11 protein-coding genes are annotated in these 16,635 nt (G+C 52.0%); 1 reads left to right on the forward strand and 10 read right to left on the reverse strand.

The features are described from left to right. Positions 1-76: 76 nt before the first annotated feature. From H6F86_RS05645 to H6F86_RS05690, 10 genes are all read right to left on the reverse strand, one after another. Positions 77-4,369 carry a Calx-beta domain-containing protein gene (locus H6F86_RS05645; protein WP_190447129.1) on the reverse strand — a complete coding sequence of 1,431 codons (4,293 nt, stop codon included), beginning with the start codon at positions 4,367-4,369 and terminating at the stop codon, positions 77-79. An 80-nt stretch (positions 4,370-4,449) separates the two neighbouring features. After that, positions 4,450-5,220 (reverse strand): hypothetical protein, encoded by a 771-nt coding sequence (locus H6F86_RS05650; RefSeq protein WP_190447130.1) that lies wholly within the window; start codon positions 5,218-5,220, stop codon positions 4,450-4,452. 8 nt (positions 5,221-5,228) lie between these two features. Continuing rightward, positions 5,229-6,908 (reverse strand): hypothetical protein, encoded by a 1,680-nt coding sequence (locus H6F86_RS05655; RefSeq protein WP_190447131.1) that lies wholly within the window; start codon positions 6,906-6,908, stop codon positions 5,229-5,231. A gap of 55 nt (positions 6,909-6,963) precedes the next feature. After that, positions 6,964-7,707, reverse strand: a complete 744-nt coding sequence (locus H6F86_RS05660) for a hypothetical protein (protein WP_190447132.1) — start codon at positions 7,705-7,707, stop codon at positions 6,964-6,966. Positions 7,708-7,785: 78 nt separating this feature from the next. Beyond that, positions 7,786-8,946, reverse strand: a complete 1,161-nt coding sequence (locus tag H6F86_RS05665) for a hypothetical protein (protein ID WP_190447133.1) — start codon at positions 8,944-8,946, stop codon at positions 7,786-7,788. A 10-nt stretch (positions 8,947-8,956) separates the two neighbouring features. Then, positions 8,957-10,063: a hypothetical protein gene (locus H6F86_RS05670; protein WP_190447134.1), complete on the reverse strand. Its 1,107-nt coding sequence runs from the start codon at positions 10,061-10,063 to the stop codon at positions 8,957-8,959. A 34-nt stretch (positions 10,064-10,097) separates the two neighbouring features. Further along, positions 10,098-13,223: a DUF87 domain-containing protein gene (locus H6F86_RS05675; RefSeq protein ID WP_190447135.1), complete on the reverse strand. Its 3,126-nt coding sequence runs from the start codon at positions 13,221-13,223 to the stop codon at positions 10,098-10,100. 34 nt (positions 13,224-13,257) lie between these two features. Then, the gene (locus tag H6F86_RS05680) at positions 13,258-13,650 is read right to left on the reverse strand and encodes a hypothetical protein (protein WP_190447136.1); all 393 of its coding nucleotides are present in this window, start codon (positions 13,648-13,650) and stop codon (positions 13,258-13,260) included. Positions 13,651-13,680: 30 nt separating this feature from the next. Then, entirely contained in the window at positions 13,681-14,289 is a 609-nt protein-coding gene (locus H6F86_RS05685) for a hypothetical protein (protein WP_190447137.1), read from the reverse strand. 749 nt (positions 14,290-15,038) lie between these two features. Further along, positions 15,039-15,230, reverse strand: a complete 192-nt coding sequence (locus H6F86_RS05690; protein ID WP_190447138.1) for a hypothetical protein — start codon at positions 15,228-15,230, stop codon at positions 15,039-15,041. A gap of 639 nt (positions 15,231-15,869) precedes the next feature. Here H6F86_RS05690 and H6F86_RS05695 point away from each other — a divergent pair. Next, entirely contained in the window at positions 15,870-16,046 is a 177-nt protein-coding gene (locus tag H6F86_RS05695) for a hypothetical protein (RefSeq protein WP_190447139.1), read from the forward strand. The last annotated feature ends 589 nt before the right edge of the window (positions 16,047-16,635 follow it).

Here is a 16,635-nt window from a genome sequence, read left to right on the forward strand (position 1 = left end):
GGGCTTTACCACTGGATTACTAACTAAAAAGGAAGACTGGGAGCGCCGAAAGACTCCCAGTCATGGTCTACCAACACTATTTGTTGAGGGCGTTCAACGGTTTTGGTTGTGAGGGAAATTGGCTGAAAGGCACATTTGCCAAACCCGACACCTGAGAGACAGTCGACGTTTTCCAGTTAGGAATGTCACCTAAAAGAATGTCGCTATAGCCAGGTAGCTCACTCAAAGGCATTGAACCCATTTGCAGCCCACCCAAAGACGGATTAGACTTGATCGCGTCAGCAAAACTCATCCCTGACAGCTGTTCAGCCGTGACCTTACCGCTAGACTTTGAGGCAAGCCATTCAGCCATGCCTTTAACGTCACCGATCTTCTTAGCACGGAGGTACAAGGTCTTGCTCAAGCCTTGAATAGACGTGTCAGATAACAGGTTGAGTGTGCTGAGTGGCTTCGTTGCTATGCCCATTTGACCCATTGAGGCAAGCTTGGACAAGCCTAAACAATGCAGGTTGAAGCTGCCCATTGTGTCGCTGACGCGGACAATGTCGGCAACGCTTTGACCGGCTTTCCAATCACGGTTGCTGCTACCGAATTTCATTGAACCGGCTTGGGACGGAGCAGGTAGACTACGGAAGGTGATCGCACTCCAGTTCGGCTGACCTTCTTTAAGTTGAGGAATCAAACGCACCAGCTCAGTTGGGGTTTCACCAGTTGTAGAGCAGGACTGAGGAATCATGCCGAAAGCAGCACTTGCTAGGAGACCAGGGACTGCTAAAGCACTACCAGCAGCACCAGCAGCGCCAGCAGCAGCAGCACCACCACCGAAAGCACCACTCCCAAGGGCGATTGAACCACCCACAGCACCAGCAGCCGCTACAAACCCAACAGCACCACCGTTGCCGCCTTTCTTACCAGAGGTAGTCGGAGCAGGTGTAGCTGGAACGGGTTTAGGCGTTGCCACTGCAACCTTGTCGTTGTAGCCTGCGGGGACAGTGAAGGTAGTACCATTACCACCACCGACCATGTAACCACTTCCAGGGGGAATGGTCGCCGCCAGTGTTTTACCAGTCGTCGCCGTTGGCAGTAAGCGTACAGGCACCGTTGCTGTCTTTTGACCTGAGCCAAAAGTCACTGCGTTGGGCAACTGAGCGTAGTCCACACCTGAGACACCTGTGCCGCTGAAATCAACTGGCACTGTCAGTGGGCGAGTCAAATCACCACCGTCGCGGGTGAGCACAAAGGCAGGAATCGACGAGTCGAAGCCAATGCCAATGACACCTTCTGTCGGTGCTACTGCTGTTTGGGGTTCGACCGTGTAGGTAACAGTCGAGTTAGTCCCCTGGTCATAACCAGACCCAGGCGTAACAGCGATCGCTACGGTACGACCTGGAGTTGCACCAGCAGGTATACCAAGCGGCACTGTAGCGCTCGTAGCACCTGCTGGAATCGTTACGGTGCCCGAAAGTGGATTGTAGTCAGTACCAGAGACACCGCTACCGCCCACAGTGTAGTTAATAGGCAGAGGCGCACTTGTGTCACCTGTACGGGTCACGGTAAAGCCGTCTGTGCTGGTGCCAGGAGTCAGAATTGTGTCCTGACCAGCAGGCACCGAAACCGTCACCGCAGGATTACCGTTAGCATTAGGTGAATAAGCGGGAATGGTGTAGACCGCTGGAGCTGTGCTGCTAGGAGCATAGCCATTACCAGGCTGTAGGGTGATCTGCACGTCTTCCTCACCTTCGGCAGCAGTACCGCTTTGAGGGAAGGCTGAAAGTGGCACAGTGGCAGAGGTTGCGCCAGCAGGAATGGTCACAGTCCCAGGCAGTTGACCGTAGTCAACACCAGGCGTTGCAGTACCACCCACGGTATAACCCACAGTCAACGGTTTTGTTGTGTCACCTGAGCGTGTCACGGTGAAACCGTCAGAAGTGCTACCAGGTGTCAATGTCCCACCGTTTCCAGTACCAAAGTCCACCATTGAAGGTGCAAAGGCAGGAATCGTCAGTGTGGTTGTCGGTGTTGTGGCGTCAGGCGCATAGCTATTACCAGGGCTGACCGCAACTTGAATGTCTTTAGCAGGGGTTGCAGCTGAACCGGTTGCTGCTGGTACTGTCACAGGTACAGTTACACTCGCTTGACCAGCTGGAATGGTCACAGAACCAGGTAGAGAATTGTAGTCAGTCCCGTTTTGAGCTGTGCCGCCTAATGTATAGGAAACAGGCAATGGCTGACTCGTGTCGCCCGTACGGGAAATCGTAAAGCCACCTGTTGTGCCTTGAGGAATTGTGCTGCCGCCAGTACCAGGAGTTGCACTCACAGACGAAGGAGTGTAAGCAGCTGTCTGGTAGGTTGCAGTCCCACCAGTCGGGTCAACACTGTAGCCCGTACCTGATTGTGGAGTCAGAACGATCGTCTCAGACGGTTCAGCCGTGGAGCCGTTTTTCGTAGGAGTCGTAATGTTCTGCGTAGCAGACGTTGCACCAGCAGGGATCGTAATGCTGCCAGGGAGTTGGCTATAGTCCGTACCAGGAGTCGCTGTACCACCAATGGTGTAGGGAATTGTCAGCGGCTGCGACGTCTCACCGGTGCGGGTCACAGTGAAAGGCACCGAACCACCCGCAGGAATCGCGCCGCCATTAGTAGGAGACGTCACGCTCACTGTAGAAGGAGTGTACGCCGGAATGTCGTAGCTAATTGGTGTTGCGCCCGTTGCGTCATACCCTGTCCCAGCAGCAGGGGTGAGGCTAAGCGTCGTGGCAGGAGCAGCAGTCGTTCCTGTCTTCTGGATTGCTGAGAGCGGTACAATAGCGGAGGTTTGACCCGCTGGAATGGTAACTGAACTTGACAACGGTTGGTAGTCAACGCCTGGTTGAGCAGTACCACCTGTTGTGTAGTTCACAGTGAGCGGTTGCGTTGTGTCGCCGCCTGCACGAGTCGCGGTGAACGGTTGAGTCTGACCGGGAGTCAGTGTACCGCCACCAGTACCTTGAGTGAAGGACACAGTGGAAGGGTTGTACGCCGGAATAATGAAGTCGTTTGACTGACCTGCCGCGCCACTAGCGGGAACGAAGTACGAAGCGTCAGAAGGTGCAGCGAGTGAAATCAACACGTTCTTTTGCGGGATTGCTGTCGAGCCAGAAGGAGCTTGAGCAATAATCGGCACGTTCAACGTACTTTGACCTGCAGGTATGGTTGCTGTGCCGGACAGGTAGCCGTAATCAGTGCCGTTAACAGCTGTACCAGCCACACTGTAATTTACAGTCAACGGTTTAGACTGATCACCATTGAGGCGTGTTAAAACAAGGCCGCCCGACGTGCTACCAGGGGTGATCGTTGACTGTCCTCCAGTCGCGGTAACTGACACCGTGGAGTTGTTCAAAGCATTAAGCCGTGCATTCCAAACGGGTTGACCTAAAAAGGTGTAACCAGCAGGAGGCGTAAGCGCCCACTGGAGAGTTTTTTCAGGGTGATTGTTCGGATTAAAGTAAACAGGGACTGTTGTTCCCAGCACTAAAAGCGGCCCTGCAACGGCTGGAAGCGTGACTGAGTTAGACGTAGTAACAATCCCGTTGGCTGACCTTGTAGTGTAGTCCGTATTGTAAACAGCAGTCCCTTGCTGCATGTAAGGGAAGGTCTGTGGAGTCTGAGGGTTTGTCATAGCCAGCGCCATTGAAAGGAAACCAGTTACAAACCCTGGACTATCCTGGCTTTCAGGCACGGTAGACGCAATTTTCGCGGCAAAGCTTTGCCGTACATAAGCATAGTTGCCACTAGTCGCAGCGCCAATAAAGCCAGCAGGGTAGGCAAAAGGCAGTTTAGGCTGCGTGCAAAGATCAAACGTCACACTGGGAGTTGGCTGTAAAAGTTCAGTGCCAGACCATGACTCCCTCGCTTCAGGGCGCAAATCGCTTGAAGCGACCAGGAGGTTACCAACAATAAAGTAAGAATTTGGATTGTCAACGCAAAACTTAAACTTGTAATAGCGCGGTGTCGTCGTGGAATAAAAGAGTGGGTCGTTGGTTGGCAGGTTACACAGTTCTAGACTACTAAAACTCCTGGTACCACCCGTAGCCGCTTGTCCCGTGAGGTAAGCCCCGCCTGCATGGTCGCACACAATACCCTGAAATGTGTCGTTAGTCAGTCGAGCCGCCGAAACGTCACGTACAAAAGAGCTGTCGAAACTGGTCGGCAACGAGTAAGGAGCACTCTGAGCCAAAGCCACTCCAGTGTCTAACGGTAAAAACAGTGCTGATACTGCACTGAGCGCCGCTAAAGGCAAGACAGAACGGTGTTTTTGGTATTTAGAGAAACCCCGACCAGCAAGACTTCGCTTGGAAGAAACACGAGCCGAAAAAGGAAGCTGAAGCATGAGAGGCGTCCAAAGAGTAAAAGTACAAAAACGAAGCAGGAAGGGATCGAACCGTCAGGAGACGTAGTCAGGCAGCACCCTCAAGGTGCATTGCCATAACCGCGCAAGCGATTAACTAGCGCACTGGGTACGCCAGTCTGTTGCATCGCTTCAGCAAAAGGCTTACCAGACTGCATGAGTGCAATCGTTGCGGTCAACTGCTGGTAAGCCAAACTTGTTTTGTCAATTTGGTTTCTGGTCTCAGCGATCGCTAGACCTTGACTCAACTGACTCAAAACTTTCTGTTGGTACTCTTGAGAAATTGAGACCAATTGTGCCGGGGCAGGAAGCGGGCTAGGAACGATCTCCACCATGCCGTAGGGTGGCGTACCACCGGCTAACACCAACTGAAACAGGTACACCTTACGAGTCCCGCTGGCTGTCGTAATCACGGTGAGCTGAGTGCTGTTACTGTCAGCAAAAATGCCCTTGGGGAAGTCGATCGCCTGCGGTAACTGACGCAAGCGCATAATTGAAGCACCGCTACAAGAAGCGATACGGCTGTTGTCTCCACCACCCAAGCCGCCACCCGAGAGGCAACCGTCGAAATCGATCACGACACGACTAGGGTTGTCTAACCACACTTTCTGCACAGACTCGTTCAGACGCAGGAACGACAGATTCAAACCTTGTGTACCTAAAACCAGACGTTGCATACCTGTCTGGGTCGTACCTTCAGCAGTCTGAGACGAGACACGGAGCACTGCTGCTGTCTCAGCTAAGGACGGTGACGCAGTGACCACCACCGGGAGTGCAGACAGCCCAACCAACAACGTAACCAACCAGGGCAAACGCCCAGAGCGGATCAGCATAGTGACACCTACATTTCAAACGAAGCGTTGACAAAGACCTTGACTTCCGTACCAGCACCGAGCTGCCAAGACGCTGGGGCATTCGCCGCCGCTTGGTTTGCTGCTTGTGCTTTTTGCTGTAGAGACTGAGCCAGGTTGCTACCAAACCCTTGAGCAAAACCTGCCAACGGACTGGCCTTACTGGACGTGGTTGTAGCGCTAACATTGCCGCCTGACACGGTGGCTGAAGAAGACGGTTGGTTCAAAATTTGACCGGCTTGGCTGACACCAGCAAAGAAGGATGGCAGAATCGACTTGATTAAACTGCCCCCACCAGAGTTGCGCTTGCCAAAGGCGACTAACCCACCGTCAGAGCCGCGCACCACAAGCGTGTCCTTCGGTACGGTGTACTCCTTGTTGTCAACGAGCACTGAACTCACCACAAATTCAGCCAGTCCATTTTGAGGGCTGAACGAACGCGGTACCATGACCAGAGTGGAACCAGCCGGGATTGCTACCGCTCCGTTCGCGTCATTCAGACCCGACTTTAGTTGCACCAGGTACTTAATAGCGGAAGGGCTGTCAGGGCTAACAGGCGTTGTGTTGTCACCCGTCATAACCACACCTGTGGTTGTCTGAGCCAGTGCTGTTGTACCTACAAGCACAGCGCTCAAGGGACGGTCACGCAAACCAGGAGTGCTGGAGCTAGCACGCAGTTGGCTCAACGGTCGAGCGCCACCAGTAGCAGCAGGTGACGGAGTTGCAGCAGGCAACACAGACGCTAGAGGTGCTGAAGCTGGGGCACTAACCGGTGCATTGTTGAAGCTAGAACCGCCAGTAGCACTACCAGGGGGGACATTACCGTAGCTACCCATAGTCGCGGCCATGCGCCACTTCTCCATTGGATCAACAGGTGTGGCAATTGGTGACGGTGCTGGCACTGGTGACGACATGACAAATGCTTCTGGAGCGGCTGGCATGGGCATTGGGCTAGCCAGAGGTATAGGTGCCGGAGCTTCACTCACTCTCTGTGGTGCCGCTGGTGACGGTTGCGTCGTTGGTAGCGGTTTCGGGCTAGACGCACCATTCAGCAACTCTTTTTGACGCGTCAGGGCTGATTGAGTCTTGTATTTAGCAACTTCGTCTGCCTGCGAGTCCGCTGTCACCGTTTCAGCCACCAGAGAAGGAGACGTCACCACAAGCGGTGCTTTAGCGTCCTTACCGCCCATAACACTAGAGAGAAACGCACCCAGCATCAGAATCACGACCAGCGTGCCTGACCCAACGACCGCTAACTTAGTGAACGGACTGCCAATAATGCCGTGTTTCGTTTTTACGGCACGAGGATCAACAATGTCCTCCTCGTCGTCCTCTTCACCAGAGGCAATTACTGCAGCTTTACCAGCATCAGGCAGCTCGTCTGAGTCGTCGTCCAGTAGAGCAGAGGCAGGTAATGTCTGTACCTCGCTGCTTATGTCATAGCCTGCTAACTGAGACAGGTTTAAAGACGGCGCAAACGCTTCGTCGTCGTCTTCAACCTGTGAAACTGGCGGTGGTAATTCTTCTTCGCCAGCCTCGTCAAACTCCGCTTGAGAGTCAAAGCCATTACCGAAACTGTTTCCGTCGGGCTGTGCGTACTCAAAGTCAGGTTCTGTGTCTGTGTCCGTGTCTGTGGCGTGTTTATTGTTCAGCTCTAATAAAGTAGTCATGTCAGTCGAGTCGTAGTGTTGGTAGTCAGCAAACAGTCGTTAGCGGTTAGTCACGTCAGAGGTTGGGGGCGTCAAAGTCACGCATGGCATAAATTTCTAGACCAGCCGATCGCACCTGTGCAATTTGGCGCTCAATTTCGGAAGTCACAGGCAGCACTGTTGGAGCGGTGATCGCACGCACAAAGACTTCACGGTTGTAGGGAATGCCCGCACCAATTTGGTTGTCAGCCGTAAACCGCACGAGATTGGCAACCACAACCACTTTCCATTGACCGTCTTTGAGCGGTTGCGGTGTGCTGACGTCCTGCACCACCAACACCAGGCGTTCTGTCTGGCTGAACACGTTGCGAGGGGTTAGTTCAGCCAGCTTTTGCAAGTAAGTCGTCCGAAAGTCTTCGGAAAGCCCGAAACTGGCATAGCTTGCTAACGTGGTAATTTTGGCAGTGCCAGACGGAAGCTTAATAACAACCCCTGGGTCTGGGGCTAACGGCACTTTTGGGTCTAAAGGAGGCAACGTACCCACTGCAGAGGTGAGCATTGTGAGTTCGTCTTGCACAAACTTCTGAATGACCGCAGGTGTCCGTTCACCAGAGTCCATAGGAGCCGTTGCAATGGTCTTGCCGGACTCCAGTTGCACTAAAGACGGTGGTGCTTTACGGGACAAGCCCATGTAGGCACCAAACAGTAGCAAAAGAGCAAGGAGAGTAAAACCTTGTATGCCTAGAGACGCAAGCACGAAAAAGCCGAGAGTGCTACGGGCGTCTTTAGTACCAGACCTGCTAATGGAAAGCGAACGCATAAGGACTCCAGAAATGAGTGTTGGACTGTGGGACTAAAGAATGAACGACCAAAACGGGCAAACCAAAGCGGGTAAACCTCAGTCAGCAGCTCCAATGACCTTGCTAGCTGCTGCCGCTGCCGCACTACCACCGCCACCACCAACAGCGGCTATTTTGCTGACTGCTAAAGCACCACCAGCACCGGAAGCAGCCAGAATGCCGTTAAAAACTGCTAACCCGCCACCGGCTGCCATGGCGATTGCTAGCAGAGGGGAAAACAGACCAAAGAACACGGCAGAACCGAGCGTTTCTGTACCAGAGATTTCGTAAATTGAAAGCGCTGTCAGACCCGCAATAATGTTGTAGGAGAGCTTGAGAAGGCTGAGAGACCAGAACGCCGTTAACCATGCAAAAATTGGCTTGGCACCGAAGGGCAGCAGCGAAGCCGACAAGGCTAATGGAGCCATAAGCGCTGTCAGTAGCATGGAGACTTCAATCAGTTGCTGGAAGCAGTACTGGCATGCTGCCATGAACAGAATAATTACCCCTACCGTGGCACTAGAAGCCAGGGCACTGCCGCCTTTAAGGATCAATGCAGGCGGTGTAAGACCAGACACAGTGCTGATTGCCTTACCCGGAGTACCGAAGTTATCAGACGCTATTTGCTGCAACTGCTTCAGCTTCAGAGTCGCGCCGTAGGTGTTTTGGTACTCGGAAAGAATGCCCTGTAATGCTTTGTTTTGCTCTTCTAAGCATTGAGTCAACTTGTTATTCTCAATGATCGTGTTGCACTGACCTCTAGCTGTCACCAACTTCGCGTGAATAATGGAGTAATCACCCAGTTCGTTGAGCGTTTTCTCCAGGTTTTGCTCTGCCGCAACCACACGGACTACCTGGAGAGTGAAGTCGTTCAAGGTGTCCCGTAATCCACGACTGAAGCCAGAGAGCATGGCACCGTTATTGGCAGTGAACAGAATGATGACGATCGGCCAGACCAGGTCTTGCAAAGCCCAAAGCCCATTTACTTCGTCTGAGAGCCACTTACGGACAAAGTCCAACAACCAGAAAACCAATGCTCCAGCAGCAAGAAAAATCCCAATGTTGTTAATGGCGCCGTAAAGACCACCACTTAGGGCAACGTCCCAGGTACGGTCCCAGGCTTCAGACACGTTTTTGCTAATAACTTCGGCACCACCGAGAATGCCGGCACTAGCCGCATTGGAGTTAACCTGGCTGAACAAGGAAACAAAAGGCAGCATAATTTTGGCTCTAACGAATGAGGTGAAAGGCTTTGGCACTGGCTTCAGCTGTTTGAGCAACCAGGCTGTTTTCTTGAATAATGCGTTGCTGTTCAGCACCGTGCATTTGGGAGTTCATGTCGGACAACTGCGTAACCGCTGCCGCAACGCCCAAATTGACTTGGCTCAACTTGGCAGACGCATCACCGAGTAGAGCCACTTGAGTAGCGTTCAGTTGAGACAAGCTAGCAAGTTGACTAGACTGAGACGCAAGCTGTTTTGACTCGTCAGCCAACTGGCTGGACAAGGTAGCAGCTGTCAGGTTGAGGTCTTTAATCGCGTCCTGTGTTGAAACCCGTTTCTGTGCCTGTTGTGCCTGCTGTTGCGCTTTTGTCGCCGCCTGACCAGAAGTGCTTGACGCTTGAGTAGACTGAGTCGTGAGCTTTTCGGAAGCAGAGGCGACCTGCTGAGAGGCTTTGACTTGCTTCTCAATGTTTTGAAGGTCTTCTTTGGTTGCCTTCTGGGCTTCCGTAGAGAAGTTTGCTTGTCCCCAAAGGTCTGCTAGCAAAGGGGCCGCAGCATTGTTTTTCAAAATGGAAGGCATTACACCACTAACGTTGTTTAGCTCAGCTTGAACAACGGGTTTGCCCTCTTGATCCTTATCGCCCAAAATGCCCTTCAGCAGCTTGTTAGGATCAGGTAAGTTCAAGTCCCCAAGTGCATTCTTAATGGCTTCGGAAACGTCGTCTCCAAGAGCGCCAATGTAGTCTTGAACAACGCCTTCAATTTGACCTTTTAACGCTTCAAATCGCTTCAGGTAGCCGCCTACGAACCCCTGAATTTGCTCGACTTGCTGCTGCATACCACCAATGCTGCCCACAGACGAGGCACTAGAAGTAGAAGTGGACGTAACAGTAGGGCTAGAAGCACCAGGGTTGAACGATGTTTGACTTAAGCCAGGAGACGCTAAACCAAATGACGCTGACAACAAAGCGCCTGATACAACGGCTGCCGCTGCTTTAAGACCTGTCCGGCGTTGGGACCGCACCGATGGCGGCAGGGAAACCGGGTTTTGCTTGACTGAAAAGGGAACTGAAACCTGACGTACCACCGCAACCTCCAAAAAGACTAAGGACAAGAACTGGACTCCAAACACCGACAAAACAGGCGCACTAAACGGCGCTACCAACACTGGTCAAATCTGGAACTGGCTCAGGCACGGAAGCATTAGAATCTGACGGGGTAACAGACGGTATGAACGTGACCGCATTACCGTTAAAGGGAGGCGCTGTGATGACCGACCAGGTTGGCTCAAGTGCAACTAGCTGTTCCTCCTGGGCGGCTTCAACTTCGACCTCTGGTTCTGTTGCCTCTAAAGACAGGGAAGACTCAGACACCGACGTTGTTACCACCACCGCTTGACTGCCAGGAGCTTCCACCACTGCTTCAGGCAGGACGTTTACAGCGACCGGAGCAACTGCAATTTCAGGTGCAACTTTTAGAGTGGTTGGAGCGGCTGCGATCGCAGTACGTGGTTTAGGGAGGCGCATTTTACGACCGTCACGCAGGCTTGCACAAAGCTCAGTCGCAAACTTGGCTACGGCTGTAAAGCGATCAGAGTAAGCAGCGGCGAACGCATCGCGAGCCCGTTGTTCATGTGGGTTGTTTGCCACAATGCCGAGTTGGAAGTACGGCGAGTAGTAGCGGCAAAAGGTGAAGGTGACATTGTTGTCCAGCAACCACTGTGAGTAAATGCCCTCGCGCTTGGGGAAGAATGAAGCTGTCGCATTCCGCGCAATAATCGACTCGTCGTAGTTCAGGTATTTGACAAAGCTAGCGACAGCATTCGGCTGAATGCGCCCGATCAGCCGTGTTGAAAGGTTTTGTAGAATTTTGGAGGCAGACGGTGACTTAGCGATCGTGTCGACGTCTTGAGCAGACAAGATCACCCGTACACCGGCTTTCGCACCGTTAGCGCACAACCGGGCGACTAACTCTGAAATTTGGTCGAACTCAAACAGAATGGGTGACTCGTCTATGAAGAAAATGGACTCTGGTGACGAGAGTGCCCGACGTAGAGCAGCAGAGTAAGCCGAAAGGGCAAGAATGGCTGCGTCGTCGTCTTCAGTCAGGTTCCGCAAAGCGAACACAAGCAGCGGTGCGTCAGTGCGGAACGTTGACGGTTCCGAAATGGCTCGACCCACACGGGAGTTCAACCAGAACTCTAGCTGTAGCTTAATGAAGCCCATTGCCCGTCGAATGTCTGGGTCGTCTGCTACCCCAGAACCAACATTGTCTAAAGTGCAAATGCCGAGAAAGTCACGCATGGTGGGCATTTGCTTCCACAGTGCAGTGCCAACACCGGCATTCATGGCGTCAAGGTAACGACGGTCAATTTCAGGGTCGTTGAAGAACTTGCCCAGCAGCAGGTTAATTTGTGCCCGAATCGTCCGCTTCAGCACCAGCATTTCTGGTGTCGTGCTGTCGCCGCCCAAAATCATCGTCATGAGCGCTGATTCAAGGAAGGCAATGTAGTCCTGCATGCGGTTCTGCGCTTGCTCCATGGAGAGCGATCGCAAGTCGGGAATTTCAAAAAGGTTGTTTCGCTCTGTACCAATGTCGAAATATGCCCCAGTCTCAGGACCCAGGAAGGCTGCGTAGTCCTTAAACGTACTAGCTCCGTCTGTCGGGAAATCTAAGACCACAATCGGAATTTTGCGGCTCAGAGCTTGAGTCAGCCAACCTGAAATCATGACCGACTTCCCTGAACGGGTGGTACCAAAGACAGCCAGGTGACGATGCTGGTTGAAGAGGTCAATGTAAAGCGGTACGCCACCTTCGTCTGAGATCAGCTCAAAGCCGTCTTCGTCCGCTGCTTGGGGTAGTACCAATGACATGAAGCCTGGTGCTTCGCCTGTGAGGTAGCATAAACGGCGATTGAAGGGACGGATTAGCATCGAGTCCCAACAGACAGGTAACGTCTGCTGCCAAATCAACCAGGCATATTCCAGCTCACGGTCAATCCAGGCAGGACGACGCACACACGACTGCAGGTAACGGCAACCCTCATCAAGGTCGTCCAGCGAGTCACGGTGCACCAGAATCACTACAGCCGTGTGCAGTGGCACTGAACCTTCATAGAGTTGTTCTTGAGCTGCCACTGCCTTCCGCACTTTAGAGAGGGCAGCTACGTCAACCGAATTCTTAGACGTCGCCAAATTCGACGACACGATCGATTGCTTGGTCAGTCGCTGCATATTGGTTTTGACTAACGCCTCATTTGCTCGCTGTAGTTGGCAAAACACTTCGGTGTCAGTCACGTTGTCGCGTGACAGCAAGTCCCACAAGTAACGTAATTGGTCGTCTTTGCTGGCCCAACCCGCAGGTTTGTCAACGAAGGTCAAAGCACCGACAAACTTACCGTTGACGTGTGCCCAGGCACGATCAGCAACCGGCATTGTTTCTTGTGACTCTAGCAGCAGGGTTGTAGGGTGAATGTCAGAACGTACAACTTCTGACAAGCCCTGCTCACTCATGGTCACTACTTGAGGCAATGGGGGTGCGTCGGTCTGGTTGAGTCGACTCCAAAGGTTTTGCCACAACATGGTTTCGTCCATAGGACGCACATCCAGACCGAGCTTGTTACCGAGTAGCTGCTCCCAGATCTGGAACCCGTCTGTAAAGGCTTTCGTGAACAAGTCTTCAAAGCGCACTTGTTCAACTTCTTCCAGTTGCCCGGTAAACTTATTCCACCACGACAACCCACGTTTGGTGAGTCGCTCAATCGGGTCAGTCGCTCCGTGGGTATCTGGGTCAATCGTGTAAGTAACGTAGAGCTTCAAGAACTTGGGCTTACGCATGCCTGTTTGAGTCAGTTCTTGAATCCGTTGCTTTTCGCTATAAAGCAAGAACTTTAAAGCGTCAGACGACGCACCGGCTGCAATTTCCGTGAGTCGTCGTTGACGGCTAGCGTCAGACGAGAAGGAACCAAAATGAATCGTTAGCGTTTCACCCGGTGGCAAGTCTTTCAGACCCGATTCCAGCTTGTCAAAGGCAGTCTCGATCTGGCTGTCCCTCAAAGTAGAGTGAATCCCCTTGCACTCAAACCCAAAAACGAACTTGAGACGATCTTTGGCTTGACCTTTACCCAAGACTAAGGCACCAGTTGACCGACCACGTAAGTCGTAATGCAACGGAAATTGGAGGTCTAACGAATCCTCCATGGCAGTCAAGCTGACCGCTTTCCCACCGGCGAGTACCGTCACCTTTTGCTTACCAAGACGTTTTTGAGTTTTCATATGGGGCGCTCACAGCAAATAAGAAGGAATCAACTTAAGAACGTTTTTTGTGGGTACTGCCCGCTTTCTGTTTTGCTCGGGTCTTCTTTTGAGAACGGAGTGCGTGTCGTTCGAGGACTAAACGCTCTTGCTCAGCAATGATTGATTGGAGGGGGCGGTACCGTTCCCGCCCCCGTGTCCAATGCGGAGCGGCAATGAACTTGCCTAGAAAGCGGTAGGAACGCGAACCCGTCAGCAGCCACCAGGTACCACATGCCCAAACAATCAGCAGTCCTGTCCAAAGCCAGGAAAAACGCAACGCTTGGTTAAAGACCAAGTAGAAGGTGAACGCGATCGCTAGCCAGGGGAACAGTTGATCGGAAGGAATAGGGCCAAAGCGTGGTTGCAATCCCAACGCTTGGTTTACAGTGCGGTGACGTTCGGTCATAAAAGCTCTACCTCCGTAAGTGAAACTGGCTTAAGCTTTCGCTGAACCGCTACCGCCACCAGTGATCAGCCCACCCAAGACATCGCCTAGCGTGACCGTCACGAGAATGATCAACGGTGTCTTTGCCAGGGTTTGCCAGTCTTCACCGTCACGTGCGTTTTGGATCACCTTGACTAGGGAAATGCCCAGGTAAATCACGAACAGACCACGCAGCACGTTGAAGGTTAAAGCAATCATGTCGGCAACGTTGCCACCGGAACCAGCTGCACCTTTGCCCAGTGTTGATTTCATCCAGGTCTCGGTTTGATTAAAGAACTGAGCGCTTGCAGGTTCGGTATGACCAACCAGCGCGATAACTGCCACAACGGCACAAAGCAGCAGAGTCATTGAACCGATCGGGCTCCAACGACGCCGGTTGAGGAACCGCTCAGCGGAGCGGGACATTCTAAGCAGTTGGTGAGGGTAGACATGACCCCAGGCAAGCAGCACACAAAGCGCATTAAAGAAAAACCCTTCAATGCCAAACTTAATTGTTAGTAGAAACGCTGCATTCGTAATTAAGAAACGAGTACGAGGAGCCTGAAAGGCATCGAGCCAAAAACAGCTACTTGAAGAAGCAGGACTAAGAGAAGTCGTCATAGAAGAATTTCCTCAGTAACACAAAAGATATAGAAGAAGCGCTGAAAGAGCAGAACAAAGCCTGTAACAGCCGCTTTCCAAAGACCATAAGGTCTTCCTTATACTTTTGTACCGAGGACTATCACCCAAAAAGGAGAGCGCTTTTTGAGGATTTAGCTGTTATTACGGAGCATTAATTAGCAAACAAGAGTTAGACATTTTGTAACAGAAAGCAAAGAGGCGTTCAAACACAAAATACTGGGCAAAAATATTGTTACAGAATGACTTTTTGTCCAGCCAGCTACTCTAACAAAATGACTCTTGAGCTAGTACAGGAAAAACGTGCAGGGTGGGAAGCCTCTATTAGCAACAAATGCGTTTCAAAAAGTGAGCAGCCTGAAACCTTTACAGGGGCTGAAACAAAGCTTTTATTGATCGTTCCATGAGAGTCTGTATATGATGCCGCACTTTCAAGGTGCGGCTCTCTTAAAGCTTGAATGCATGAGCCCACTGTGATTGCCTAATTAAACGACAAAAGCCCCAGCCGTAAAGCTAGGGCAAACATACAGTGCAGACAGTTTTTAAGACAGCCGGAGTAGAGAAGACTACTCCTAGTCGCTTGCGCGCATAGAGAAGGCAGTCAATAAACTGAGGAAACGAGACCAGCTTCGATTACGGCTTGGATGGTGTAGTGTTGCTGATCTTTAGGTGAGGGATAGGTAGCTGAATAAACTTTGAGTTTAACAGCCTAGTTGTTGAGCACGCCCTCTTCATTGGTTGTATACCATGTCGACACAGAGAACGAGAGCGTCCTTGGGAAGTTCTGAAAGCCTGATGCGAAGAAGGAGATGAAGCGCATCACGAATAGGGGCTGATTTTGCCCATTGCTGTTCATAAGACGAAGCCTGCTCTTTGCCAAAAAATGCTGACTGTTTTTGGTTTTTCTGTTCTTGATTATTCATGTAAAAACCACCGAGTTTCGCTAGCCCTTTCTCATTGTTCAGAGGTACAAGACTAACGAGCCTTGCCAACGCTAAAGGGTGCGCTTGAACAGCTGTAAAGTGCCTTGGCGGTGCAACAAGAGTACAGGTGGGCCATCTGTATCTGCCATTAGTGATGGCTGTATTGAGTGGATGGAGTCATCATCGTCTGTACCTTGGTGTGAATGAGCAAGAGATCTGGGTTCTTCCCAGGTTTTGGTGATCTGGGTTCTGCAACAGCTTGGCAACCTAGCAGTTTCGTAATCAAGATCAGCGGCTACGCCTTTTTCACCTAAAGCCGTGAAAAGCCAAGATCTGGCATGATTTGCAAATGAGTGGCGCCAGCAGTCAATATACCTCTAGGCTACGGTTTTGGACTCTAATCACCTGAGATGAACTGTGTTGATGCGGCAGTGATTAGAAGTAGACCAAACGCCTAAAACGCTGACAGGTGCTAGCTTGGCAAGCTGACACCACTTGTTGGCAAAGGGCGCCAGATCTTTGGCTCATTCACACCCAGTCTCTGTCGCTCGGTAGCGAGGTATTCAATCATTGGAAAGACGCAAGGCTAAGCAGGAAATTGCGACTATAAGTTCAAACTAAGCCAGTGAGGAATTCGGCATGATCAGCACCAACAGAGAGCGTGCTCAAAGGCTCCTAAAAGCGTACGATCGCTATGTGGACAGTCAGCAAGCGCCATCCGGTGCACAGCCACTCGCTTCCTTACCGGCTGCACCGGCACCGGCTCCTTTCCGAGTGCGGTCGTTGCTCTGGCTGCTGCCCTTGCTTCAGGCCTGAGCGCTGGACTCTCTGATTTTCACACGCTTTCAAACTCAGTGGTGCGCTTGCATCACAGCTGCATGGCAAGCATAGGGATTTTTCTATCAGCTTGAGCAAAGTGTCGGTAAGGTCCTCTCTAGTCCATGCAGGAAAGTTTTGTCCTGCACGCTTGTGCTTTTCCTGCTTGGTTTGGTTCTGCCTGCCTTTCAAGCCGCTGCCCTGCCGCTTAACCGTGACTACAGCGGCTCTCGACGCCATGCTGCGGGGCGCCCTCGCTTTAACACTAGCTCTGAGGCAAGTTTCTCAGCGACTAGTCGGGCACTGCCACGCTGAGCGCTGGGACTCCGACCGCTACTGATGCTTCTAGTGATGACCCTCGGTATCGCTCTGTACTTACAGAGACTTGCGGTGGGTCACGCGCATCTGGTCTGGCGGTGCTGGGGCCTTGTTCATAGTAAACCGCAGTAAATTACCGGGGAAGAGTCGTCATGGTACAGATTGGTTATCACGCCTCTCATGAACAATTTCCGCCTAGTCAACTGCTGCAGTATGCCCAAAGGGCAGAACAGGCAGGCTTTACCCGCGTTCTCTCATCGGATCACTTTCA

It is taken from the genome of Phormidium sp. FACHB-592 (genome assembly GCF_014695795.1).
GTDB lineage: Bacteria > Cyanobacteriota > Cyanobacteriia > Leptolyngbyales > Leptolyngbyaceae > Stenomitos.

Excerpts from the sequence above, each read along its gene's own strand:
- H6F86_RS05645 (WP_190447129.1), bottom strand. The coding sequence starts at position 4,369 with ATGCTTCAGCTTCCTTTTTCGGCTCGTGTTTCTTCCAAGCGAAGTCTT.
- H6F86_RS05650 (WP_190447130.1), bottom strand. The coding sequence starts at position 5,220 with ATGCTGATCCGCTCTGGGCGTTTGCCCTGGTTGGTTACGTTGTTGGTT.
- H6F86_RS05655 (WP_190447131.1), bottom strand. The coding sequence starts at position 6,908 with ATGACTACTTTATTAGAGCTGAACAATAAACACGCCACAGACACGGAC.
- H6F86_RS05660 (WP_190447132.1), bottom strand. The coding sequence starts at position 7,707 with ATGCGTTCGCTTTCCATTAGCAGGTCTGGTACTAAAGACGCCCGTAGC.
- H6F86_RS05665 (WP_190447133.1), bottom strand. The coding sequence starts at position 8,946 with ATGCTGCCTTTTGTTTCCTTGTTCAGCCAGGTTAACTCCAATGCGGCT.
- H6F86_RS05675 (WP_190447135.1), bottom strand. The coding sequence starts at position 13,223 with ATGAAAACTCAAAAACGTCTTGGTAAGCAAAAGGTGACGGTACTCGCC.
- H6F86_RS05680 (WP_190447136.1), bottom strand. The coding sequence starts at position 13,650 with ATGACCGAACGTCACCGCACTGTAAACCAAGCGTTGGGATTGCAACCA.
- H6F86_RS05685 (WP_190447137.1), bottom strand. The coding sequence starts at position 14,289 with ATGACGACTTCTCTTAGTCCTGCTTCTTCAAGTAGCTGTTTTTGGCTC.
- H6F86_RS05690 (WP_190447138.1), bottom strand. The coding sequence starts at position 15,230 with ATGAATAATCAAGAACAGAAAAACCAAAAACAGTCAGCATTTTTTGGC.
- H6F86_RS05695 (WP_190447139.1), top strand. The coding sequence starts at position 15,870 with ATGATCAGCACCAACAGAGAGCGTGCTCAAAGGCTCCTAAAAGCGTAC.